The sequence below is a fragment of the Methylomonas aurea genome, assembly GCF_024505045.1.
GTDB lineage: Bacteria > Pseudomonadota > Gammaproteobacteria > Methylococcales > Methylomonadaceae > Methylomonas > Methylomonas aurea.
This window is the reverse complement of record NZ_JANIBM010000010.1, coordinates 1-25,342: the sequence shown is the minus strand read 5'-3', so window position 1 is coordinate 25,342 and position 25,342 is coordinate 1. Positions and strand designations below refer to the sequence as shown.

General features: G+C 59.9%; 19 protein-coding genes. 1 reads left to right on the top strand and 18 read right to left on the bottom strand.

Translation table 11 applies throughout. The features are described from left to right. Nucleotides 1-32: 32 nt before the first annotated feature. Nucleotides 33-335: a hypothetical protein gene (locus NP603_RS10500; RefSeq protein WP_256610834.1), complete on the top strand. Its 303-nt coding sequence runs from the start codon at nucleotides 33-35 to the stop codon at nucleotides 333-335. On the opposite strand, the gene NP603_RS10495 is transcribed toward NP603_RS10500, so the two are convergent. The 18 genes from NP603_RS10495 to NP603_RS10410 all read right to left on the bottom strand — a co-directional run. Next, nucleotides 315-1,637: an HD-GYP domain-containing protein gene (locus tag NP603_RS10495; protein WP_256610833.1), complete on the bottom strand. Its 1,323-nt coding sequence runs from the start codon at nucleotides 1,635-1,637 to the stop codon at nucleotides 315-317. The genes NP603_RS10500 and NP603_RS10495 overlap by 21 nt on opposite strands. 24 nt (nucleotides 1,638-1,661) lie before the next feature. Further along, entirely contained in the window at nucleotides 1,662-1,937 is a 276-nt protein-coding gene (locus NP603_RS10490) for a hypothetical protein (RefSeq protein ID WP_256610832.1), read from the bottom strand. 154 nt (nucleotides 1,938-2,091) lie between these two features. Next, nucleotides 2,092-2,538, bottom strand: coding sequence for a hypothetical protein (locus tag NP603_RS10485; protein WP_256610831.1), 447 nt, complete (start codon nucleotides 2,536-2,538; stop codon nucleotides 2,092-2,094). Nucleotides 2,539-2,595: 57 nt separating this feature from the next. Further along, nucleotides 2,596-2,751 carry a hypothetical protein gene (locus NP603_RS10480; protein WP_256610830.1) on the bottom strand — a complete coding sequence of 52 codons (156 nt, stop codon included), beginning with the start codon at nucleotides 2,749-2,751 and terminating at the stop codon, nucleotides 2,596-2,598. Between the two features lie 29 nt (nucleotides 2,752-2,780). Next, on the bottom strand, nucleotides 2,781-4,286 hold the full coding sequence (locus NP603_RS10475) for an efflux transporter outer membrane subunit (RefSeq protein ID WP_256610829.1): 1,506 nt from the start codon (nucleotides 4,284-4,286) through the stop codon (nucleotides 2,781-2,783). 2 nt (nucleotides 4,287-4,288) lie between these two features. Beyond that, complete coding sequence (locus NP603_RS10470; RefSeq protein WP_256610828.1) at nucleotides 4,289-7,339, bottom strand: efflux RND transporter permease subunit; 3,051 nt, start codon at nucleotides 7,337-7,339, stop codon at nucleotides 4,289-4,291. Then, the gene (locus tag NP603_RS10465; protein ID WP_256610827.1) at nucleotides 7,336-8,529 is read right to left on the bottom strand and encodes an efflux RND transporter periplasmic adaptor subunit; all 1,194 of its coding nucleotides are present in this window, start codon (nucleotides 8,527-8,529) and stop codon (nucleotides 7,336-7,338) included. The genes NP603_RS10470 and NP603_RS10465 overlap by 4 nt, the downstream gene beginning before the upstream one ends. Beyond that, nucleotides 8,526-9,149, bottom strand: a complete 624-nt coding sequence (locus NP603_RS10460; protein WP_256610825.1) for a TetR/AcrR family transcriptional regulator — start codon at nucleotides 9,147-9,149, stop codon at nucleotides 8,526-8,528. The genes NP603_RS10465 and NP603_RS10460 overlap by 4 nt, the downstream gene beginning before the upstream one ends. 585 nt (nucleotides 9,150-9,734) lie before the next feature. Further along, the gene (locus NP603_RS10455) at nucleotides 9,735-10,556 is read right to left on the bottom strand and encodes a 4'-phosphopantetheinyl transferase family protein (RefSeq protein ID WP_256610823.1); all 822 of its coding nucleotides are present in this window, start codon (nucleotides 10,554-10,556) and stop codon (nucleotides 9,735-9,737) included. Between the two features lie 10 nt (nucleotides 10,557-10,566). Then, nucleotides 10,567-11,859 carry a hypothetical protein gene (locus tag NP603_RS10450; protein WP_256610822.1) on the bottom strand — a complete coding sequence of 431 codons (1,293 nt, stop codon included), beginning with the start codon at nucleotides 11,857-11,859 and terminating at the stop codon, nucleotides 10,567-10,569. Nucleotides 11,860-11,865: 6 nt separating this feature from the next. Then, nucleotides 11,866-12,615, bottom strand: a complete 750-nt coding sequence (locus NP603_RS10445) for an outer membrane lipoprotein-sorting protein (RefSeq protein WP_256610820.1) — start codon at nucleotides 12,613-12,615, stop codon at nucleotides 11,866-11,868. Further along, nucleotides 12,608-13,849, bottom strand: a complete 1,242-nt coding sequence (locus NP603_RS10440) for an ABC transporter permease (protein ID WP_256610818.1) — start codon at nucleotides 13,847-13,849, stop codon at nucleotides 12,608-12,610. Before NP603_RS10440 ends, NP603_RS10445 begins: the two co-directional genes overlap by 8 nt. Then, complete coding sequence (locus NP603_RS10435; RefSeq protein WP_256610816.1) at nucleotides 13,849-14,559, bottom strand: ABC transporter ATP-binding protein; 711 nt, start codon at nucleotides 14,557-14,559, stop codon at nucleotides 13,849-13,851. The genes NP603_RS10440 and NP603_RS10435 overlap by 1 nt, the downstream gene beginning before the upstream one ends. Nucleotides 14,560-14,578: 19 nt before the next feature. After that, nucleotides 14,579-15,385, bottom strand: coding sequence for a thioesterase II family protein (locus NP603_RS10430; protein WP_256610814.1), 807 nt, complete (start codon nucleotides 15,383-15,385; stop codon nucleotides 14,579-14,581). A gap of 24 nt (nucleotides 15,386-15,409) precedes the next feature. Continuing rightward, nucleotides 15,410-16,699: a DUF711 family protein gene (locus NP603_RS10425; RefSeq protein WP_256610812.1), complete on the bottom strand. Its 1,290-nt coding sequence runs from the start codon at nucleotides 16,697-16,699 to the stop codon at nucleotides 15,410-15,412. Then, the gene (locus NP603_RS10420; protein WP_256610811.1) at nucleotides 16,696-16,887 is read right to left on the bottom strand and encodes an MbtH family protein; all 192 of its coding nucleotides are present in this window, start codon (nucleotides 16,885-16,887) and stop codon (nucleotides 16,696-16,698) included. Before NP603_RS10420 ends, NP603_RS10425 begins: the two co-directional genes overlap by 4 nt. A 166-nt stretch (nucleotides 16,888-17,053) precedes the next feature. After that, nucleotides 17,054-24,580, bottom strand: a complete 7,527-nt coding sequence (locus NP603_RS10415) for a non-ribosomal peptide synthetase (RefSeq protein ID WP_256610810.1) — start codon at nucleotides 24,578-24,580, stop codon at nucleotides 17,054-17,056. A gap of 15 nt (nucleotides 24,581-24,595) precedes the next feature. Next, a partial coding sequence (locus NP603_RS10410; RefSeq protein WP_256610809.1) for a hypothetical protein occupies nucleotides 24,596-25,342 on the bottom strand: 747 nt, incomplete at its 5' end.

The window sequence follows — 25,342 nt, the reverse complement described above, 5'->3', positions numbered from 1 at the left end:
GGCGGGTTTGAGCGTTTCCGGCGGTAGATCATTTGTCGGAAACGTTAGCGCTTGAGGTTGCCTTGACTATTTTGGACTATGCGGCGGAAGGAGCGAGTTCGGCCACAACAGGTCGGGGTAACTATCCAATTTCAATGGTTCAGGCATCCGGTGACACCGCCGAACGTCCGGTATTCGGCGAACAAAGTGCCGTAACCACTGCCTCACCGCAGCCAAGAGTTGCAGGCCGTGAGCGGCAGGTTTCAGACAGTTCGGGGGATATACCAGGCAACCGGTACTTCTACCGTGACCTGCTGCTGGGCCATGACAATAAGTTAAAGATTTTCGTCAAATAAATCAGAAATATCGCATTTAAAGTATCGTTGAATGATGTCTGCCAATTCATTTCTGGCATCTTCTTCATGCCGCGCGAAGCGATGGTATAAGGGCTCTACAATGCCCACGAAAACGTCTAACAACTCCGGATCAAAATGCTTGCCAGCCTCTCGTCGGAGGTGATCTATCGAATCTTCGTAGCTCAATGCCATTTTATAAGGACGCGCCGACGTCAAGGCATCGAAGACGTCGACGATGGCGAAAATACGTGCCGTCAGCGGAATTTCCTGGGTTTTCAGACCTGAATAGTAACCGCTGCCGTCGAATCTTTCATGATGGTTACCGACGATATCGCCGGCATCGCGTAACCATTGGCAATGGTTGATGATGTCCAGTCCATGCAAAACGTGCGTTTTCATAACTTCGAATTCGCCGGCATCCAGCTTTCCAGGTTTCAGTAATATGTGATCCCGAATTGCAATTTTGCCAATGTCATGCAAAAAGGCTCCCTTGATTAGCGTACGAATACCGCCGGCTTTCAATCCAGCCGCCTCGGCTAGCCTGACGGCATAAATAGTCACCCTAAAATTATGCGCGTCGGTCTCGCTATCGCGTTTGGCAATCGCACTGCCAAAAGCTTGCAAGGTTTCCAGATTCGCATCCAGCAGATGTATCGATAATCGTCCAAGGTGATCGAATAAACGGCGCACCACCGGATAATGCAACGCCGTCACTAACAGGACGAGCAATACCGAAACGGCCACCGAATGGATAATATCGCGCCATAATTCCGCGATAGCCAGTGGAGCAACCGAATAAAGACCCCTTAATGTCGCCACGATTTGGCCATCGGCATCCATGATGTTCAAGCCAATCGCATACACGGGGTTGCCGTCAGGCCCTATCAATGGCGTCAAGGCAAGCTTGTTTCCGCTAGCGGCGGCTTGCCGATCATGGTTCTGAATCAGAGTTTGTAACTGGGGATAGTCCAAATCTTCCATGCGTCCAATTTCCAGGCCTTTGGCATTGTGAATCGATAACCAGACAAAATGCCCGAAGGCACTGTTCATGGAAACTTTCCGCAAATCGTCCACCGCTTGCTGTACTTGCGATTCCCAAGGGCGATGGCTGAGTGCCTCAATATCCTGGATCCTTAGTTTCAGTAATTCGATGGATAGATGGGTACGCTCGGCAATGACGGCTTCGAAGCGGCCGCGCTCCAGCCAAAATACGCTGCCTCCAACCAGAATGGACACTACGGTCGACAAGGCTATCAGCCGGACTATCAATATCTTCCGTAAAGAACCAATTCGTGATTTCATCGATAAGCCGATTAGTATGCGATTCTAATTTTTTTCATTCAACAACGCTTGATCAGTAATTTGTTTATACAAATGAGCGACTTGAGAATATAACGCTTGATACTCAGGATGCTGGTCTACTAATGGTTTGATTCGTTGGGCCTCCCTAATCAATTCCTCCAAAAACTGCCTATCCCAATGATCTAACTGCTCCCCATTTGCCAGCCTTTCCTGAATACTTTTAGCTCTTGGCATGATCTCGCTGGTAAGTCTCTCTAATAGCACTATCGCGATGCCCTGGTCGTTTGAAAATTCAGTCATGTTAATTCCTCCTAATTGTTGGATTTACGGCACTAACGATTTGCAGATGAAATTAGTGCCTACTGAACAATGAGCGGTCTTCGTCGCCGCTCACCAACATCTTGGTATCGTGGTCGAGGCTGCTTTATAAATTCGGAACACCGGCTCCGGAAGCTTAGCTATCTCGGCTCAGTCTGAGCAGTTCCTGCCTGGCGCCAAAACTGAAGTCTTTCAGCGGGTCTGCAAGTCCAGAAGCCGCCATTTTGGGTAGTTCTTCTATAGACAGTTTGGGTCGAAAATACTGTTCCACGATGCGCTTTATGGTTTGGTCCGCGGCATCAACGACCGAATCCGAAGAAGTAAGTCGGATACGGTTCAGCAGCGCATAGGCATTCATCAGGGTTTCGGGATGCTCCAGCGTGCGATCGAAGGCATCCATCGCCAACTTGGAGCATTCATCAATGAACTCGGTATAGACCAGCTCGCGCCGGCGTATTTCAGCATTGATCGATTCACGCTTGCTCTGGGCTTTTTGAGTAAACCGCGCGGTCGCGATGCTGGAAACCCCACCTACCAAAGATCCGAGAACAGCGGAAAGCCCGCTGATGATAGATTGATCCATTGCTGGTACCTCTTATATGGATTTGAAAAATCCGTTGGTTTTTCCGCGCGAACAAAACTACTGCTCTTTCAGCAGTGCGCCGCTCATGCCCTGGATTACCGGAATGGCGATGACCAGAGACAGTATGCCGAGACTTAGGTCGGCGAAACCCAGCCCCTTGGAGAAAATACCGGAGCGATCGCTGCCTTCTCTTAAGTTGCAGAGGTTACCCATCCGCCGACTCATGCGAGGTAAAGCCACCGTCACCATCCCCCGCCCAAAGCCTTATATAAAGCAACATGCCCCGTCGCCCACGCCAAACGGCTTTGCAACAGCTGCTCGCGGGCATTGTGCCAACTGCGGCGGCTATCCAGCACACTTGAGAGATCGGCCTCGCCTTCGGAGTAATAAGCCTCCGCGGTTTCCGCGGCCTTTTTTGCCGACTGCACGGCGCTTTCCAGGGCCAACCGCCGGCTGTGTTCGCCCTGCAGCGTGGACAGCCCGTCTTCGACTTCCCGCAGCGCCGCTAAAACCGATTTTTCATAGGCCATCAGCGCTTCCTGGTGACGGGCTTCTTGAGCATCGATGTTCGCCAGCAGGCGGCCGGCCTGGAAAATCGGCAGCGAAACGCGCGGACCGAAGCCGTAGAAGCCGCTGGACAGGCTGGTGAAGTTGCTCAAATCCTGGCTCTGAAAGCCGGCCGCACCGGTCAGGGATAATTTGGGGAATAACTCCGCCACCGCCGCGCCGATGGATGCGGAAGCCGATGCCACTGTGCGTTCGGCCTGGCGGATGTCGGGCCGCCGCCGCAGCAAATCGGAGGGCATGCCGGGCTGAACGGCGGGCGGGACGGGAATCGCCGCCTGGACTTCGGCCAATTCGCCTTCCAATCCGGCCGGCGGCAAGCCGGCCAGCAGCGCCAGAGCATGCCGGGTATTCTTGATCTGCGCGGAGATAGGCGCAACGCTACCCTCGGCCGTTTCCAACTCTGCCGTTGCTCGCTGCACATCCAATGCCGTCGCCATGCCTTCCTGAAAGCCGGCTTCAGCCAGACGCAAGATCTCACGCTGGTTTTTCAGGTTATCTTCGGCTATGGCTAGCCGGGAATGCAGCGCCGTTAATTCCAGATAGGCCCTAGCCACTTCGGCGATTAGGCTGACTTGAACGTCGAGCTGGCTATCGGCTATCGCCTCGGCGTTGGCTTCGGCCGCTTCCTGTTGGCGGCGAATGCCGCCGAATAGGTCCAGTTCCCAGGAGCTGTCGAAACCGGCCTGAAACAAGTTAAACGGCGTGCCGATAGAACCCAAAGTGGAAAGCAGGCCGTTGTTGCTTTGTCCTCCTCCTTGTATCGAACCCAGCGCGCCCAATAAGGCATTGGGGCTGATCCGTTGCCGTTGAAACGCACTGGAGGCGTTGACGCTGGGCCAGCGTTCCGCGTCGGTCGCATCGCGTTGGGCTCTGGCAGCCAGGATACGAGCCTCGGCAGCCTTAAGGTCGAGGTTGCCTTGCAGCGCCCGCTCGACCAGCCGATTCAGCCTGTCGTCGTTGAAGCCCCGCCACCATTCGGCCAGATCGTTACGGGCAGCAGCGGAGGCCGTAGGCACGATTTCGGTCCAGCGCTCCGGCATGGCCGGTTGCGGCGGCTGATAATCGGGACCCACCGCGCAGGCGGTGAGCAGGAAGGCAAGACCCAGCAAACTTAGCCGCCGAAAAATAAGTGTGGTATCGTTCCCGCGCGCCGCGCAGGAATCAGAAAGGTGCATAGCCATCTTCACTCCTCCCGTATGCCAAACCAAGCAGCATACAAAGCCGGCAGGAACAACAGTGTTAGCACAGTGGCCACCAGCAAGCCGCCCATGATCGCCACGGCCATCGGGCCCCAAAACACGCTACCGGCCAAGGGGATCATCGCCAGGATCGCTGCGGCGGCGGTCAGCACGATGGGGCGCAAGCGACGCACGGCGGACTCGATCACCGCATCCCAAGGCCTGACGCCGGCGGCGATGTCATGCTCGATCTGATCGACCAGAATCACCGAATTGCGCATGATCATCCCGGCCAGCGCGATCACACCCAATGTAGCGACGAAGCCGAAAGGCTGATCGAAGATCAATAAAAAGGCTGTCACGCCTATCAGGCCCAGCGGCGCCGTCAACAGTACCATCGCGGTACGCTTGACGCTCTGCAACTGCATCATCAGCAAGGTCGCCAGACCGAACAGCATCACCGGCATCACCGCGTTGATCGAGGCCTGAGCCTTTTGGCTGCTCTCCACCGCACCGCCCACTTCTATCCGATAGCCGTCGGGCAGTTTGGCACGCAGGGGCTCCAGCAAGGGCTCGATTTGCGCGGTCACTTCCGGCGCTTGGGTGTCGTCGCGGATATCGCTACGCACCGTGAAGGTCGGAAAGCGATCCCGGCGCCAGATGATGCCTTCCTCGAAACCGTATTCGGCACGCACCAACTGGCTCAGCGGCACCGACTTGCCGTTTCGGGTCTGGATATTGATCTCCTCGATCAGCGACGGATCGTTGCGTTCGTCGGATTCGCCGCGGCCCAGCACCTCGATCAATTTGTTGTTTTCCCGGTAATCGGTGATTCCGAATCCCGACAGCACGGTATTGAGTGTCAGGGAAATATCCTTGGAGCTGACGCCCAATACCCGCGCCTTGTCTTGATCCACTTCCAGATGCACCGCCTTGCTTGGCTCGCTCCAATCCATCTGCACATCCAGGGTATGCGGATTGCCGCGCATGACGGTAGCGACTTCCTCGGCGATGGCGCGGGTTTGTTTGATGTCGCGCCCGGACACCCTAAATTGCACCGGAAAGCCGACCGGCGGCCCGTTTTCCAGACGGTTGACGCGTGCGCGCAGCAAGGTAAAGTCGTTGTCGAACTCGGCAAGCAAGCGGGCGATCAGCTTTTCCCGCGCTGCCATATCCTTGGTCAGTATCACGATCTGAGCGAAGTTGTCGTGCTCCAACTGCTGATCCAGGGGCAGATAAAAGCGGGGCGAGCCGGCGCCGACGTAACTGGCGAAGTTGACGATGTCCGGATCGTCTTTCAGCAAGGCTTCGGCTTTTCGGGTTTCGCGCTCCGTGGTCAGGATCGACGATCCTTGCGGCAGCCAAAGATCCACCAGCACTTCGGGACGTGCGGAAAACGGGAAAAACTGCTGTTCGACCCAGCGTAACGAAGCCATCGCCAGCACGAATGCCACGGCGGTCGCCGTCAGCACCCAACGCCGGCGGCGCAGACAGCCGGCCATCAACCGCCGAAATTTAGGATAGATACCCCTGTTATAGACCTCTGCCTCGTCATGCACATCGTGACCCGTGAGATCCGGTAATAGCAGATAACCGATATAGGGCGTGAAGATCACGGCGACCAGCCAGGACACCAACAAGGCAATGCCCACCACCGCAAAAATCGTGAAGCAATATTCGCCGGCGGAAGACTTGGCGAAGCCGACCGGCGTGAAAGCTGCCGCCGTCACCAAGGTGCCGGTCAGCATGGGAAAGGCCGTGGAGGTGTAAGCGAAAGTAGCAGCCTTGATCCTGTCCCAACCCTGTTCCATCTTCACCACCATCATTTCGACCGAAATGATGGCATCGTCCACCAATAGCCCCAAGGCGATGATCAGCGCACCCAGTGAGATGCGCTGCAAATCGATGCCCAACAACTTCATCACCAAAAAGGTAATGGCCAATACCAACGGGATGGACAAGGCCACTACCAAGCCGGTACGCCATCCCAGCGACAGGAAGCTGACCGCCAGCACGATGACCAGCGCCTCTTCCAGGCTCTTCATGAATTCGGCGACCGACTCCTTGACGACGCCCGGCTGATCGGACACCTGATGCACGTCGATGCCAATCGGCAGGTTGGCTGACAGCCGGTTGATTTCGGCGGATAGTTGTTCGCCCAAGGCCAGGATGTCGCCGCCCTTGGTCATAGATACCGCTAAGCCGATGGCGTCCTCGCCACTGTAACGGAACTTGGGCGTCATGGGTTGGGCGTAACCGCGATAAACCCGGGCGATGTCGCCCAGCCGGAACTGCCGACCGTTGGCTTCGATGCCGATTTCGCGGATCGCTTCGACCGTTTTCAAGTCGCCGCTGACGCGCAGGTAGAGCTTATCGCTGGAGGTTTCGATGCTGCCGGCGGGATTCAGGCCGTTCTGCTCGCGCAGGGTCTTAGCGATGATCATCGGGTCTATGCCCAGCGTTGCCAATTTGCGGTGCGAGACCTCGATGTAGACCTTCTCTTGCTGCACGCCGATCAAATCGACCTTGGCGACACCGGGAATTCTCAGCAGTTCCTGGCGCACGTCGTCCACAGCGTCCTTTAGTTCGGCATGACTGAAACCGTCGGCAGTGAAGGCGTAAATCGTGCCGTAGGTATCGCCGAATTCATCGTTGAAAAACGGCCCGCGCACGCCCTCGGGCAGCGTATGGGCGATGTCTTTCAGTTTCGTCCTAACCTGATACCAGGCATCGGGCACTTGGGTATTGGGGGCGTATTCCTTGAGGTTGACGAAAATGAAGCAGCGGCCGGACTCGGAATAGCTTTTCACGTAATCCAGCCAGGGCGTCTCCTGCAATTTCTTTTCCAGGCGATCGGTTACTTGCTGTTCCATCTCCCGCGCCGTCGCCCCCGGCCATTCGGCGCTGACGACCATGGTCCTGATGGTGAAATCCGGATCTTCGGCCCGCCCCAGCGTGAAATAAGCCAACGTTCCGGCCAAGGTGACGGCCACAAACAGATAGGCGATGAAAGACTGATGGCGCAAGGCCCAGTCGGAGAGGTTCAATGACTTCATGGGCTTACTCCAAACAGGCGTACCTTCTGCCCCGCAACCAGCTTATGCACGCCGGCGGTGACGATGGTTTCGCCCTCGGCCACCCCTTCGATCAATTTGGCATTCTCGCTGTCGTATCCTGCCACCGTGACGGCACGCGGGTTAACGGTTTCGGTCGGCGGGTCGAACACCCATACCGCCGCTTTACCGTTATCCTGGGTCAGCGCCGTCAACGGCAGACTGGCCACGGGCCGTGCCTCGTCCTTATGCACATGCACGGTGGCGGTCATGCCCAGGCCGACGCTAGCGTCGGCGTCCGCCAGCGCTACCTTGGCGGTATAAGTGCGTAGCAGCTCATCCACGCCCGGCGAGACTTCCCGGAGCCGGCCCTGGTAGAAATGCTCAGGCTCGGCCCAGAGATTAACCTTGATAGAAGTGGCGGCACGCAGGTCCTGTAAGCGGTTTTCCGGCACGCTGATCACGACTTCCTTCTCGTCGATTTGCGCCAGACGAACGATGGCCTGGCCGGCGGCAACGATCTGTCCCGGCTCGGCATCGACGGCGGTGATGACGCCGGCACGGTCGGCCCGCAGTTCCGCGTAGGCGGATTTGCGGGCATAACTTCCCAGCGAGGCGTGTAAGGCAGCGACGCGGGCTTTGGCGCCACGAACCTGGTCGCGGCGGCGCTCCAACGCGGCCGGACTGGCCAGATCTTTTTCCTGCAGATTGGCGAGATGGTCGAGATCCTTGCGGGCCTGATCCAGCTCGGCCTGCGCCGCCGCCAGTTGCGCCTCGGCCCCGGCTTCGTCTAAACGCACGTCGGCCTGATCCAAGGTCGCCAGCAATTGGCCGCGTTCGACGCTCGCTCCCACGTCCACCACACGCTTGACCAGCTTGCCGCCTACCTGGAAAGCCAAAGGGCTCTCGTGTCTAGCCCTGATTTCGCCGGAATAGCGGGCGGTGGTCGCCGTTTGCCGGTATTGCGCCTTGACCACTCTAACCGGTCGGGGCTGGGGCTCGGCCGTCTTGGATTCGGAACAGGCCGTCAGGAAAATTGCGCTTACGGTCACCATGGCAATGAGTTTGGCACGGCAAACGAGCGGTAGATGTGTCGCGTGGGTTGCGACGGCATGGACGTAGAAGTTAAGGCAACTTAGAAAGCTGTTGCCGAACCTAGCGTAACCCAACATCATCAAAACGTTATGATTCATCGTTGTACTCCTCTGATCATCGCGTTAATGGTCATTTTGGCGGTTTCTTCGACGCTACGCCACTCTATCCAGGGGTCGCCGTAGAGGTTGATATGAATGGCGACGACTCCGTGCGTGCCGGCCCAGAAAACTTGTGCCAACAAATGGGGATCGGTGAATTCGGGAGCGAGTAATTGCTTTGCGATGGCTTCTTCGAAGGTATTCAACAGCAGCAGATAAGCGTCGGTCTCCGGATTGCCGTGCCCCATTTCAGCCAGTTGTTCCACTTCATGCAGCCGGTTGCTCATAAACATCAGCCGAAAGTGATTGGGATATTCGATGCCGAATTTCACGTAAGCCATCCCGGTCTTACGCAGCCGCTCCAGCGGCTCGGGCTCGTCGGCGGCGTTTTGAATCGCCTGCATCAACGACATCATATCCAACCGGCACAGTTCTCGAATCAAGGCATCCTTGTCCTTGAAATGGAGATAAATGGTGGTGGGAGAATATTCAATTTCCTCGGCAACGCGGCGCATGGTCACTGCGTCGTAACCTTCGCTAGCAAATAACCAGCGCGCCGCATCGAGAATTTTGTTGCGGACTTTCAGGCGATCCCGCTCACGCCGTTCGGATATGCTCATAAACACCATTTATTTACTTAACATTGTTATCTTAAAAATCGTAGTTATGTTTTGTCAAGTAAACAATCTCAGGGTGGCTTAGTAGCTTTGAGAGACGGACATCTGATTACATCGATGCCATATACGGGTTAGGGGGCTTCGACCAGTCACCGATGCAATTTTTTGGTGAAGTTGAACGTCTCAAAGCTGAAATCGCTTCAGTTATTTCCCTAGTAGCTGGAAACGTCCGGAGGATAAGGAACCCAAGTCAAGGCTGCATTTGGCAAGCACAGCGATGGCACGTATAAACGTAGGGAGTATCTACAGAGGGGCAGAACCTGAGGGGGAAACCTTTGGTGGTGGCTACTCAAAACGTAGCCGCCGTTTTTATATCGATCCGTCGAGTCTGAATGGGAGCGGCTTCGATGGCTGCTTTGTAGACCCCCAGTTCGCAGATTCTGGATTTGGCTGACTGTCCGCTTTGGAGAAACGCGACGGCGGGAAAGGGTCGTAACCGAGCTGTCCAATTTCATTAAATCTAAAAAATTTAACCTCAACCCCATGATAATCTGATACCGGCGGACAGGTCATCGCGGTGTATCCCTTTTATAGCCCCGCAACGCTCGACCCAACCTCCCGGCGCGGCAGCCATTCGCGATAAGACGTATGCAGTTCAGGGCCCTCGCCGCGGTGCAATGCCAGCGCCAAAACATGGTCCGGACTCGGGTAGCGTTGCGCGAATTGCCATGCATCAGGATCGTCGGCGCAGCCGGATTGGAAGCTGATTGCGATATGCTCGCCGAGGGCAAACCCAAATTCGTTCAGTGCCAGCGACAGCCCCTTGCCCACCGCTTTGATGTAGGCTTCTTTCAGAGTCCAGAACTTCAGAAACGCCCAATTCCGTTCCGCTGCCGGCAAACGCCACAGATAATCGCGTTCTGTTGCAGTCAGCACCTGGCTGGCCATCGCCGTCAGATCGCCCAAATCGCGCCGGGCTTCGACGTCGATTCCGCAATCCACGCCACAATTCACGACCAGCGCGGCCAAACCCTGTGCATGCGACAGATTGAAACGGACATCGGCCATGCCCGGATTGCGGACCAATTCCGGACGGCCGTAGCGATTGGCCGTGAACTGCAATCTGTCCGGTTCGGTATCCAGATAAGCGGCCAACACGAATCTGACCATGGCGTGAGCCACCAGATACAACTGGCGGTCGCGCTCGAAATGAAACTTCCGCCATTTTTTCAGCTCGTCCTCCGACAGCAGATTGCGGCAGATTTCCAGCGCCTCGGGCTCGGCGAAACGCTCGGTCCAGGCCAGCCAGACTTGCGCCCTCCCCGGCGTCGGCGCCGGAACCAACGGAAACCGTTGCCTTAAATCCGCGAAATTCGGCAGAGCGCCAGACCCCGAGTTATCCATGTTCATCAGCCGGCGCTCAGTCGAAGTAATATTTCACGCCCAGGAAATAGATATTATTCAGATAGCCGCCGAACTCGGTATCGCTACCGCCCAGATTGAATACCAAGTTGGCGGCCAGATTGACCTGACCGAACAGGTTGTACTCGACAATCGGTACCAGTTGTGCGCCTCCGTCCTGCAGGTTTTGCGAATACAGCACATTAAGGCTGAGGTCTTCGACGATTTCGTGCACCCGGTAATTGGCGTACAGATAATGCTGATTCAGCGAACGGATCTGCACCGACGAGGCCTGGGCCAGGGTACCGGCGGCCAAGCCTTGCAAATTGGGGTCGGGCCCCACCAGGTGCCCGGCGGCGTTCTGCGCCATACGCCGGTAAGCGGAGCTGTCGGCATTGCTGTAACCTTCGTTGCTGTGACGGTATTCCAGGTTCAATACGTCGCCGTTGTCGAAGGTATAGGAACCGCCGGCCAGGAAGTCGACGAACCAGCCACGGCCGTTGCCGTTCGGCGCCAATTCGTAACCCAGCGGCGAATCGGATGCATGCGGATACAAGCCATAGCTTTTGCCTTTCATGCCGACGTCGAAATACAGCAGCGTCGAATCGTTCAGCGTCCACTGGCCGAACATGCCGCCCTGCGGCAGGCCGTCGTTTTCGCGGTAGCCGGCAATCGCGCTCAGCGAATAATCGTCGCCGCGGTGGTCGTACTTCAGCGCCACGGTTTTCTTGAAATTCGGCGTCTCCAGCGTCGAACGGCCCCGGGCCAGACTGCCGATCAGCGCCAGCGTGTTGGAATAATCGTGAAAATACTGCAGTTGCACGAAATCCTGGGCGCCGGGCTCGATGAAGGGATTGGTCTGGTTGCTGTTCGGAAAAAACGGATTGGACGGCGACGCGAACAACGACGGCCCCCAGTACAGCAATTCGCGGCTATAGGACAGGCTGAGATCGTCCGTCGCATATTGCGCCAGCCAATCCTGGAAATAATGCTCGCCGGCCACCACGTTGCCGCCGTCGGCCTGGTTACTCAAAAAGTAACCGAAGCGCGGGCTAAGCTTGGCACTGAAGCCGCCGTAACGGGCGGTGAATTTCGACCGCAGCCGGGTACCCTGCTGAAAATTGTCCAGTTGCGCCAACTGGTTGTCCGGATTCAGATTGCTGTTCTTGGCAATATCGTAAATCGCGCCGAAACTTTGCAGCATGAAGCTGTGTTCGAACTCGAAATTGTTGTCGGCTGCGGCGGCGATGCCCGGCAGCGATACGGCCAGCAACGCCGGCCGCAAGCCGCGCAGAGCATTCCCCGAAGCCATCGGCCGTTAGCGGCTGAGCAAGGCCCGCAGATCGAAGCGGCTCGGCGGCACCGCCGCGGCTTCGACTTTGTCGTAAACCAACACGGTTTTCTGGCCGGTTTGCACTTCGTCCTGAATCTCGATTTTGCTGACGAAAGGCTGGCTTTTGCCGGCAACCTCGACCCGGTTGGCGTATTCCATCAATGCGGTTTTGAAATGCTTGTCGGAAACCGTCATGTATTCGGCTTTCAACGCCAACTGGCTGTCCTTGGCGACGTAATATCGAATCTTGTCGTAGGCCACGTTCGCGTCCTTGGCTTTTAATTCCAGTACGTAACACGGCTGCCCTGCCACTTCCGCTTCGCCGGCCGGCGTCGCGTCGTAGTCACGACTGTAATTGGTCGTGGCGACGTCGCCGTTGCTGGCCTCGCCGAGCAGGCGTTGCCGCGGCGAAATCGGCACCGGCTTGCTGACGTCGGGCGACAGGAACCACATATTGCGGTTCTGCATCAGCATCATCTTACCGGCGGATGTGGCCGGCTTCAGGAAGGTCACCAGGGAATTGTCCTGGTCGGCCTCGATCTTCAGCGTATAGCTTTTATCCTCGACATTGTCCTGATAAGCGATGACGGTACTGGTCATGGTAATACCGCCGATCTCGCCGCCGCGGGCACGGTCGCTGGCTTTTAAAAGCTCCAGCGGCGTCGGCTCTGCGGCCGCAGCCGAAGCCGCCAGCATTAATATTGCAAATAAAGGGGTGCGGACGAATTCAAACATGGCCCAGGGCTCCGACAATGGTTTTTTGCGTGGCGTGGCGGGCCGGGAAATACGAAGCGACCGCGGCCAACACCGACAGAGTGAATAAAGAACCGAACATGTTATTAAACAACAATTCGATCACCAGCGCGGCCTGTTCCGACGAATCCGGCGGCGAATAAGTAATCTGCGCCAGATTGATGCCGGCACCGATGGCATAGGATAGCGCCATCCCGGCCAGCGAGCCGACGAAGACGATGATGACGCCTTCGATCACGAACAGACTCTTGATCGTCATCGAGCGCATGCCGATCGCGCGCAAGGTGCCGATTTCGCGGGTGCGTTCGGCAATCGCCATCGTCATGGTATTGACCACACTGGTCATCGCCACCATCACCACTACCACCATGATGAACAGATACATCATGTCGAACAAACCTTTGACTTGAGTGTAGTACACCGACAATTCGCTCCATTCCTTGATGTCGGCGTCGAAGCCGGCAGCCTTGAGTTTTTCCAGCAACACCGGCTTTACGGCCGGAATCGAATCGACCGCATCCAACACCACCACTACCCGGTCGGCGCCGTCGCTGCCGTACAACTTACGAGCCAAGGCCAACGGCAACAGCGCGAACTTGTCGTCGGTGCCCATCGAGCCGGTGTTGGCGATTTCGCCGACCCGGAAATCGACCGCGTTGACCATGCCGGACAGCGTCGACGCCATCAACACGCCGTCGCTGCCCTGCTGCAAGCCCATTATCTTCGCCATCTTCTGGCCGATCACGGCGGCATCGTCCTGGCCCGGCGCCAGTTTGCCGGGCAGATAGGCGTATTCGGTGCCGCGCAGTGCCTTCTGGTCTTCCGCCGATATCGCTTCGCCGATGAAAATATGCGAGGTGGTGCCGTTACTGACCAAGCCGCTGACGGCCAGCCGCGGGCTGACCAATTTCACGCCCGGCACCTGGCGGACGGTGCGGGTCACCAAGTCCAGCGCGGCGGCATCGAGTTGGAATTTTTCCGGGTCCAGCGTGCCCTGGTCGAAGAAGCCGCGGCGCACCACGGTCAAGTGGCCCAGACGTTCGCCGACGATGGCCTGGTCCTTCAGAATCCGGTAGACGTAGGTGAAATAACCTTCGAACAAGCTCAGCGCCAGAAAGCCGATCGCCACCGACAGCACGGTGACCAGGCTTCTGCGCCGGTTTTTCATGACGTTGCGCGCCGCCAGTTTGCAGCGCATTGCGAGTGACATGGACATCAGGAGGCCTCTTTTAAATAAGTATTGTGGCGGTCGTCGACGATCCGGCCGTCGCGGACCTGGATCGAGCGTGCCGCGTAGGACAGCAAATGGGTATCGTGGGTGGCGAACACGAAGGTGACCTTGCGTTTTTGATTCAGCTTTTGCATCAACAAAATGATCGCGTCGCTGTTGGCCGAATCCAGATTCGCGGTCGGTTCGTCGGCCAGCACGATATCCGGATCGCCGATCAAGGCCCGGGCGATGGCCACCCGCTGGCGTTGGCCGCCGCTCATTTCGTCCGGCCGTTTGTGCAAGTGCCGCTCCAGCCCCAGTTCCGCCAGCAGGTCGCGCGCCCTGCGCCGCGCCGTATCGTCCGCTTCGCCGCGGATTTGCAGCGGCAGCATCGTGTTTTCCTGGGCCGACAACACCGGCACCAGATTGAAGCTTTGGAAAATAAAGCCCAGGTGCCGGCTGCGGAAATCGGCCAGCCGATTGTCGTTCAGCCCCAGGACTTCTGCGTTTTTAATCGCGATCCGGCCCTGATCCGGCCGGTCCAGCAGGCCCATCAGGTTCAATAGCGTCGATTTGCCGCTGCCGGAAGCGCCCCAGATACAGGTGAACTCGCCCTGCTGGATCGACAGGTTCAAGTCCTGCAGCACGTTGACGGCGCCGTCGCCGTGGCCGTAGGACTTGGTGATATGTTCCAATTTGATGATCGGTTGCGTCATAACTAGTAGTCTCGTCATTTTAAAAGACCGGTTCGTAACCGGCTGCGGCAGGAGTCCGCGCCATCGGCAGCAGGATATCGTCCTTGATATGCTCGTTGACGATGTCCTGAAGCGCGCCCAGCACGGCGTCGCGGTTCTCCAGTAAAAAGAAGTGGCCGCCGCCGAACAGGCGCTGTTCGAAGCCGGCCGCGGTTTTGTCGCGCCAGGGCGCCATATCCTCGCCCGGCACCAGATGGTCGGCCATGCCGGTGAAGGCGGCAATCGGGAATTGCGCCGCCGGTTGCGGCGCGTGGCGGTAAGTTTCGTGGATGCGAAAATCGGCGCGCAGCATCGGCAACAACAACTGCATGGTTTCCTCGTGTTGCAACACCTCGTCCGGCGTACCGCCGTAGCGTTGCAATTCGACGATGAATTCGCTGTCGCTCAGCGTATGCAACACGCGGTTGCGGCTGCCAAGTTCCGGCGAACGGTAGCCGGAAACGATCAGTTGTTTCGGCGGCCGCACGCCGCGGCGCTCCAACTCCAGCGCCACCCGGTAAGCGATCAACGCGCCCATGCTGTGACCGAACAGCAGATAGGGCCGGTCGATCCGCGCGATCAGCGCCGGCAGCAAGCCGGCGACCAACGCGTCCAGATCGCCGATGGCCGGTTCGGCGATGCGGCGTTCGCGGCCCGGCAACTGCGCCGCCAGCACGTCGGCGTTATCCAACGCGCCGGCCCAGCTGCGAAACACGTTGGCGCCGGCCCCGGAATACGGAAAGCAGACCAGCAGATACGGCGCGCGGCCGCCCAGATTAAAATCGGTAAACCAATTGTCGGTAGTCATCGCTCTGTCTTGGTAGTAGTCAAATCAAGCCGGCAGCGCGGTCGGCGCCCAGCGTCGGGGATCGAAAAAGGCCTCGCTATCGTTGGCCGGCGCAAACGCATTGCGGTTCAGCGCAATCGGCCGGGTATTGACGATAAACGGATGGTTGAAATTGGTTTCGCCGTTGGCGCCGACGCTGCTCGGCAACAGGCGGGTAATCAACGGCTTGTTCCATTTGATGGCTTCGGTGCAAATCGCTTCGATCAAGGCCGCGATCTGGCCGACGCCGACGTCCAACGCCAGCGGCACCATATCCAGACCGCAGCCGCACACCGTAGAGTACAGCAGCAAATCCTTGACATCGACGCTACCGTTGCCCACCGCCCGCGCCAGATGGCTGTCTTCCAACACCGACAGCATGGTGCCGTTGTAGCCGACCTGCGGAAAATCGGCCAAGCCCTGCTTCAGCAAATTGTTCACCGCATACAGCGAAAACAGGAATTGGAAACTGCCGACCGGACTGCCGGCCAGCGCCTCGATCGCGCTGACGGCGCTGGTGTCCTCGCCGGGGTAAGGCGCCAGCGAGAAATCGATACCGCGAAAACCGACGCCGGTCTCGGCGGCCAGCGCCTCGGCGCACTCGGCCGCATCCCGCGCCGCCCGCCGCACCTGATTGCGGAACAGGGCCAGTTTCTCGTCGAACGGCAACGGCTGCGAAAACGCGGCGTTGGCCAGTTCCGACAACTCCAGCGCGATACTGAATCCGGCCTCGCCCTGGTGCCAGGACGCCGGAAAAAACGGCGTATTGGCCTGGACGTTGGACATCACCGCAAACCGGAAATTGGCCTGGTGCTGTTGGTCCAGCATGGCCAGTTCCCGCACCACCGCAGCGGCCCGGCGCAATGCGCCGCGGTGCATGCCGGCAGCCGAACTGACCAAAGTATTCATGAATACGTGGCGGGTGGCGCCGATCACGGCCGGCACCAGCGCCAGCAATTCCGGGTCGTCGGCCGCATCGACGAAAAACGGGCCGGGCATGCAGAACCAGATATCGCCCAACGCGTTCTCCATCCGCACCGCAAATTCGGCCGCGGCATTGGCCCGAATTCGGCGACCTTGCAGCAAGCGGTCCAGCGGTTGCCCGGCCAGGCGGAAACAACGCGCCCGCAGGCCGCTTTCCGCCAAACTGTTGCCGGCCTTCCCGAAAAAGCGCCGCGCCGCTTCCGCGCCCCGCTCCGGCTGGTCCGGGTCCAGGTTCAGCCCCAATGTCACGGTGCGCACCACCGGCGACGGCGGCCGCGTTCCGAATTCTTCCTGAGCAGTCATCGGTTTCATAGCGTTCTCAAGCTCAACGGCCGGATGTCGGGCCAATGTTGATTGACATAGTCCAGACAGTTTTCCCGACTGTCGGCAGCCTTGACCTGCTGCCAACCGGCAGGCACCGGCTTGAAAGCCGGCCATAAGGCGTGTTGCTGTTCGTGGTTGCAGACCACGACGAAACCTGTTTCCAATTCTTCAGCCATAGCGACCATTCTCCAATTCTTAATTTAAGTTCAATGCATGCGGGCGACCGCACCGCTTATTAACCCGGCGTTTAAATATCGTTCGTCCTGAGCTTGTCGAAGGGCTCTCCACATCGGGCTTCGACAAGCTCAGCCCGAACGGAATGCCAGTGTTAACTAGGCCGGGTTAATAAAACCAGCCGCGGCGCTTGAACGCCACTTCGCGGCCTTCGCTAACGAACAAGCGCTCGATGTAACGTTGCCAAGCCGCGCGATCGATCTGCGGCGCCGGCAGATCCAGCTCGGCCAGCCGGCGCAGGGTTTTCGTTTGGCCGATCTGCAAACTGCCCTTGTCCGGCGCGCCGCGGTCGGTATCCCAATAAAACAGGTAGGGCGCGAACGGCAGCGGGGTTTCGGTCGAAGCCTGTTTGACCCGGTCCACCCAATGGTCGGCGCGGATGCGTTTCAGGCCGACGCTGCCTGCCACGTGCTGGGACAGCAATTTGCTCCAGTCGTAGCTTTCTTCGCCCATCAAATGGAATATTTCGCCGCCGCCGGGCTGTCCGGCCAAGGCAATAATCGCCCGCGCCGCGTAATCCACCGGTATCGCCTTTTCGACCAGCGGGTAATCCGGATAGACCCCGAGCTGGATGCAGGTGCGCAGATACAAGCCGATAAAGTCGTCGTCGCGGCCAGCACCGCTGCGGCTGTCCACCGCCACCCGGCCCAGCCGGAAGATCTGGATCGGCAGGCCCATCCGTCCGGCTTTCCTGACCGCCGCTTCCGCCACCCATTTGCTGGCGTTGTAGCCTTCGAGATCGCTAAAACCTTCGCCGGCCAGATCGCTGTCTTCGTCCACTTTCCGCCCCGAAATTTCGGTGTTGAACACGCCGCCGGTTGAGACGTAAGCGAATCGTTTCAAGCGGTTGTAGGCGGCCAATTCCAGCAGAGCCTTGGTCGAACCGACGTTGGCCGCGGCCAGTTGGCCGTAGCGCAACACGTGGTTCAGATGCGAGCCGTTATGCAAAATCAAGTCGATTTCCGAGGCCAGGTAATCGCGCACTTCGCCGCTCAAGCCGAGGTTGGGCTTGGCCAGGTCGCCGACCACGACTTTGATCCGCGGCGCATAGCCGTCCCACCACAAGCCGTATTCCTCCAGATTGGCCCGAATCCGGCGCAAGCCGTCTTCGGCCGAGCCGGCGCGCACCAGGCAGTGCACCGTGGTCTCCGGCCAGCGTTCCAGCATTTGTTCCAGCAAATAAGCGCCGACGAAACCGGTGACGCCGGTCAGCAACACGTTTTGCATCATGCCGCTGGCCGGCGGCAACGGCGTCGGCAGCGCGATGGCGGATTCGGCTTCCAAATCCACCGGCCGCGGCGGCAACAGAATCGCAGTGTCTTCCGCTTCGGCTTGGGTGTCCGTTCCGGCCGCATCCAGATAGGCCGCCATGCTGCGCACGGTCGGCGCCACGAAAAAGTCCTTCAGCGGCATCGATCGGCCGCATTCTTCCCGCACCCGCGCCATCAACCGGGTCGCACTCAGCGAATGGCCGCCCAGTTCGAAAAAGTCGTCGCTGACGCCGACCGTGTCGACGCCCAGAATCTCCTGCCACAATTCGGCCAGCCAGCGCTCGCGCTCGGTTGCGGCCGGTTCGCAAACCCGGCTTGCCGTGTCGGCCGCGCCCGGTAACGGCAGCGCGCGGCGGTCGATCTTGGCGTTGGGCGTCATCGGCCAGGCAGCCAATGCCATCACCGCCATCGGCACCATGAAGTGCGGCAAGCTTTCCCGCAGCCTTGCCATCAGCTCCGCGGCCAAACCGTCGGCGCCCGCTTCGCACAGCACGTAGCCGACCAATTGCCGGTTGCCGGCATCGATGTCGCGCACCAACACCAGCGCGTCGCGCACCCACTCGTGTTCCATCAGTCGGGCTTCGATCTCGCCCAGCTCGATACGGAAGCCGCGGATTTTGATCTGGTTATCGATCCGGCCCAGGAATTCGATGGTGCCGTCCGCCAACCAGCGCACCAGGTCGCCGGTGCGGTACAAACGCTCGCCGCTCTCGGGCCGGAACGGATGGGCGATGAATTTTTCGTTGTTCAATTCGGGCCGGTTCAGATAACCGCGGCAGACGCCGCCGCCGCCGATACACAATTCGCCCGGCACGCCGAGCGGCACCGGCCGCAGTTTGGCGTCGAGGATGAACAATTCGGTGTTGGCCAAGGCGTGGCCCAACGTCAATTTGGCGTCGCCCGGCTGGTAATCGGCCGCCATGCAGATCACCGTGGTTTCGGTGGGACCGTAAGCGTTGAAAAAGTGCCGATTCGGGCTCCAAGCTTCGGCCAGCGCCTGTTGGTAGCCTTCGCCGCCGACCAATAAATGGTCGAGGCAGGCCAATTTCGCCGGGTCGAGATAAGCCAATAACGACGGCGGCAACAGCGCGTGGCTGGTCGTCGCGGTAGCGACGAAATCGGCCAGCCGATCCGGACTTTTGATCACGTCGTCGGCGGCCATGCACAGGCAACCGCCGTTGGCCAAGGCCACCGCCCATTCCCAGACCGAGGCGTCGAAACTGAACGAGGCGAACTGCAACATGCGGCTGCCGCCGCGAAAATCGAAGCGATTCGCCAACGCCACGCTGACCAGCGCCAGGTTGCGGTGTTCGATCAAGGTTCCTTTCGGCCGGCCGGTCGAGCCGGAGGTATAGATCACGTATGCCAACTGCTCCGGCAGCATGCCGGCGACCTGCGGTTCTTCGACCGATTCGCGGGCGATCGCTTCCCTCAGGTATTCGCCGTCCAGAGCCAGCAAACGGATGCCGGCCGGTAGCGCGATGCGTTCGGCAATATGGCTGTGGGCGATCAACCAGCGGCAATCGGCATCCTCCAGCATGAATTGCTGCCGGTCCGCCGGATAGTTCGGGTCCAGCGGCACATAGGCGGCGCCGGATTTCAACACCGCCAGAATCGCCACGATCCAGTCGGGGCTGCGCTCCAGACACAAACCCACCCGCAATTCGCTGCCGGCGCCCAGCCGGATCAGGAAATGAGCCAGCCGATTGGCTCGCCGATTCAACTCGGCATAACTGATAACGCTATCCTGGAACAGGACCGCCGGAGCTTCCGGCCGGTCGCGCACCTGCGCCATGAACATCTGCGGAAACAGGCGACTGTCCAAATCCAGGTTTGGCCCTTTACCCAAAGCCAACATCTCGGCGGCACCAGCGCCATCCAACAAATCGTAATCGGCCAGCGCCCGGTCCGGATCGGCCACCAGTTGCGGCAGCAGCACCGCGAACGACTGCGCCAGCCGCTCTATGGTTTCCGGGCGGAACAGCGCGCGGCTGAATTCCCATTGCCCGCTCAGGCCGTCCTGCTCGTTGAACACCACATACAAATCCCAGCGCGCCACCCACTCGTCGCTATCGACCAGCGACATGTCCTCGTAAGCGTTACGCAACGCGAAACAGACCTGGAAGAACGGGTTGTAGGCCGCGCTGCGCGCCGGTTTCAATTCGTCGACCAGCATTTCGAACGGCAGATCCTGATGTTCGTAGGCCGCCTGCGCCGTTTGTTTCGCCGCCGCCAACAAATCGTTAAAGCTGTGGCCGGCGTCGATCCGGGCCCGGATCGGCAAAGTGTTGACGAAAAAGCCGATCACCGGCTCGGTCTCTTCGAGATGGCGGTTGGCGATCGGCGTACCCAGCACGAAATCGTCCTGGCCGGACCAGCGGTACAACAACAATTCGAAGGCGGCCATCAGCGCCATGAACAGCGTCGCTCCCTGCTGTTCCGCCAGCGCTTTCAAGCCCTGGGCCAGTTCCGGCGCGTAGCGGTCGCGCACCATACCGCCCTGCCAGGACAGTTGCGCCGGCCGCGGAAAATCGTACGGCAGGCCGATGGTATGCACCGCGCCGTCCAGCTCGCCGCGCCAGTAGGCCAGCTGGGTTTCGCGCAGCTCGCCAGTCAAAAACTGGCGTTGCCACAACGCGTAATCGGCGTACTGCAGCGCAAGTTCCGGTAGATCCGGCTCCGTGCCAAGTTGGTAGGCGGCGTAGGCCTGGCGAAATTCGCGCACGAAAATATCGGTGGACCAGCCGTCGGTGACGATGTGGTGCAAGGTTGCCAACAACACGGCATTTTCCGGACTCGAAAGCAGCCGGTAGCGTAGCGGCGGCGCGGCGGCCAAATCGAAGGTCGCCTGCGCTTCCGCCGTGGCCAGCTCGGCCATGCGCAGCTCGCGTTCCGACTCCGCCAACGCCGACAGATCGTCGATGACCAGCGGCGGCACGAAATCGGGCAAAATCTGCTGGCGCGGTTCGCCGCCGACGGCCGGGAAGCAGGTGCGCAGCGATTCGTGGCGGCGGGTCAACCAGGCCAGTGCCAGGCGCACGGCTTCGACATCGGCCGGCGCATCGAGGAACACCGCGTTGGGAACGTTATAGGCCGGATTGTCCGGCGCATATTCCTGCACGAACCAAAGCCGGCTCTGGGCGTAGGACAGCGGCAAGGGCTCGGGGCGTTCCTGCCGGACCAATGCCGGATAAGCCGGCGCGCCGCCGGCTTGCCGGTTGCGGATCAATGCAGCCTGCCCGGCGATGGTCGGCTGTTGAAACAGTTCGGACAGGCCCAGCTTGACCTCGAACAGCTTCGGAATCCTGGAGAACACCTGAGTGATCGTCAACGAATGGCCGCCCAAGGCAAAGAAATTGTCGTTGACGCCGATGTCGTCGCGGCCCAGCACTTTCTGCCAAACGCCGAGCAAGGCCTCTTCCACCGCGTCGGCCGGCGCTTGCGCCAGCGCAGCCTGCAACGCATCGGTTTCTTCCGGTGCCGGCAGCGCGGAACGGTCGGCCTTGCCGTTGGCGTTCAACGGAATCGCCGCCAACAGGACGAAGACGCTGGGTACCATGTAATCCGGCAGGCGTTGCGCCAGATAAGCCCGCAACTCGGCGCGGAACTCGGCCGGCTCGGCGACAGCCGCCGCCGGCACCAGGTAGCTGACCAGTTGTTGGCGGTCGCCGCCGCTGACCACGGTCACGGCGTCCTGCACCGCGGCGTGGCCGCGCAATACCGTATCGATTTCCTCCAGCTCGATCCGATAGCCGCGAACCTTGACTTGAAAATCCACCCGGCCTTTGACGACGATGCTGCCGTCCTCGCGGAAGTAGCCCAAGTCGCCGGTGCGGTACAGGCGTTCGCCGGCAACTTCCGGCTGCGGATGCGGAATGAACTGGCTGGCGGTCAAGCCCGGATTATTGAGATAGCCGACGCCGAGCGAGACGCCGCCTATCATCACCTCGCCGGCAATGCCGGCCGGCAACGGATTGTTGAAGCGGTCCAATACCAGCATGCGCACGTTGGGCAGGTTTTTGCCGACCGTGACCGGCCACTCCGGATGCTCTAACTCTTCCCGGCTAAAGCGATGCGTGGTGCAAAGGTCGGTGCATTCGGTCGGGCCGTAGGTGTTGACCAATTCGCAGCGGCTGTGTGCCGACAACAGCCACGGCGCCAGTCTGGCCTTGTTTACCGGCTCGCCGCCCAGCAGCAAGTAGCGCAGCGAGGCCAAGTCGCGGTAATCGACGTCTTCGCCTTCGGCCAGCGCATAGCCCATGCTCGGCGTGCAGTTGATCCAGGTAATGCCCTGCTCGGCCACGCTGCGGCGCACATAGTCGGGATCAAAATGGTCGCCGACGGCAAGGTGCAATTCGCCGCCGGTGAGCAAGGCGCCCCAGACGTTTTTCTGCGCCAGATCGAAGGTAATTTTATTGATCAACAGACATTTGTCGGCGCTGCCGAAACCGAATTCGCGGTTCCACCACAAGATGAAATTAATGAAACTGTCGTGGTAGACCCCGGCGGCTTTGGGCTTGCCGGTGGAACCGGAGGTATGGATCACGTAGAACAGTCGCCGGGTATCGACAGCCACGGCCGGCGCGGTATCCGGCTGGCTGCTCCAATTCGCCCAAGTCCGGTCCAGATCGATAATCTGCAGCCCGTCCGCCGCCAGCGCGTCGCCGCGGCCATGGTGGCTGAGCAATTGGCTAAAGCTCAGGTCCTGCAACATGCCGGCCAGCCGGGCGGCGGGCGCCTTCGGATCGAGCGGCGCGTAAGCATTGCCGGTTTTGACCACGGCCAGTATCGCAATGATCAGTTCCGCCGAAGGCTCCAGCAATAGCGCGATTTGGCCGCCGGCTGAGGCACCCTGCGCCAACAGAAAATGGGCCAGACTATTGGCGCGCCGCTCCAGTTCGGCATAACTCAGGCGGACGTCGCCGACCGCCAGCGCGGTCCGCTCCGGGTGCAACGCCGCCCGCTCGGCGAACAACGCGGCCAAGTCGCGCTCGCGCGGAAAATCGGTCGCGGTTGCGTTCCAGGCCGCCTGACGCAGGCGTTCGGCTTCCGCCATCGCGCTGACCGTGGCCAGCGGCCGCTCGGCATCCAGCAGCATCTGGTCCAGCACGGTTTGCCAGTGGTCCAGCAAACGTTCGACCACAGCCGGCGCATAGCGGCGCGGATCGAACATGGCGCGGATATTCATCTCGCCCACCGGTTCGACCACCAGCGTCAATGGGTAATTGGTCTTTTGCGCCACCGCGACATCGGGCAATTGCACCTGGCTGGACTGCGGAAACGATTCCACCGCCAGCATCGAATCGAACAGCGACAGCCCCGGCCCGATCGGGCTCCAGGCCTGAATCTCGACCAGCGGGCTATGTTCGTAGCTGCGCAAGGCCAGCAAGTCGTCCTGCAAGTCGCGCAGCCAGGCCGCCACCGGCTGCTCGGCGCCGATGCGCACCCGCAAAGGCAGCGTATTGATGAACAGGCCGACCATGTGCTGCGAGCTTTCCAGTTCCGGCGGCCGGCCGGACACGGTGCAGCCGAACACGACGTCGTCCTCGCCGCTGTACAAAGCCAGCAAGTAAGCGTACGCGCCCTGAATCACGCTATTCGGCGTCAAGCGCGCCGCGCGGGCGAATTCGCGCAAACGCTCCGCCCGCGTCTGGCCCAGCGCCCGACGGACCACGGCATAGTCGCAGTTCGGCTCGGCGCCGGGATTGCCCTCGACCAGGCCGAGCGGCGTCGGCGCGGCGAAGCCGGCCAGGTAATCGCGCCAGAAAGTCTCGGCCGCGGTCCGGTCCTGCTGCCCCAGCCAACGCAAGTAATTTTTATACGGCGTACTGGCCGGCAGTTCAGGCTCGCGGCCGTCCGCCAATGCCATATAAGCTTGCAGGGCCTGGTCCAGCACGATAAACGCCGACCAGCCGTCGAGCAGGATGTGGTGGTAGGTCCACAGCAACACGCTCTGCTCCGCCCCGGTCCGAATCACCCGCAAGCGCAGCAACGGCGCCTTGGCCAAATCGAACCCTGCTTTGGCGTCCGCAACGCGCAGCGCTTGCAGGCCTTGCTCGCGTTCCGTCTCGGCCAGATCAGACCAATCCAGGGCTTCGACCCGGATTTCGGCTTGGCGCTGCACCACCTGCACCGGTTTTTCCAGGCCTTCCCAGAAAAAGCCGCTACGCAGGATGTCGTGGTGGGCGATTACCCGGTTCCAGGCTTGCTGCCACAGGCCGGGGTCGACGCCGAACGGCACGGTTTGGCTGAACTGTTCGACGTACACCCCCGAGTCGGGGCTGCTCAGGGAATGGAACAGCATCCCTTCCTGAATCGGCGTCAGCTTGTAAATATCGGCGATGTTGGCGCGATCGATGGTCATGGCTCTATCAACTCGTTATTCGATGGTTTGGAACAAGGTAGCGAAGTCTTCTTCGGACAAACCGGCGTCGCCGAAATCGGCTGCGGTAAATCCCCGGCCCTGGGCCTGTTCGGCTGCAGCCAAGTAGGCAATCACGGTGTTTTCCAACGCCGTGCTTAGTCGCGGCAATTGCTCTACCTGTTCGGCATCCATAGCCAACCGCAACAGCAATCCGTCTGCTGTCAGACAGGCGCTGACGGCAAAGGCCTCGCCGGCGGCCAGCACGGCCTCCGGTTCGAACCGGCCGCAACCGCATTGGCCCAGCCAGGTGAAACGCAGGCTCGGCAACGGCAACCCGGAAGCGGCTAACTCAAATCCGAAACCGGCGCTGGGCGCCTGCTTGCGGGCAGCTTTGGCCAGGGTGGTCGCCGTCAATGCATCGCTGTCCGTTTCCAGACAGAGCGGATAGCTGTAGCGCAACACGGCACCGGATTCGGCAACGATATGGGTTTGCACGTAGCGGACCGCGACCGGCGCCAGACCGAAGCATTCGCCGATGCTGGCCGCCAATGCCGCCAGCAGCAGATCTTCGGCATCAAGATTCAACGCGACGCGCAGGCGTTCCAGGCCCTGGAGTTGGTCGGCCTCGATCCGGATTTCGGCCGCGGCGGCGCAAGCGCCGGTCGCTGCCAGCGCTGCGGATTGGTCCGGCACCGCGGCATAGCCGGCGATCTCGGCCTGAGCATCGCGCTCGCCGGCGGCGGCCAAATCGGCGGCGGCGGC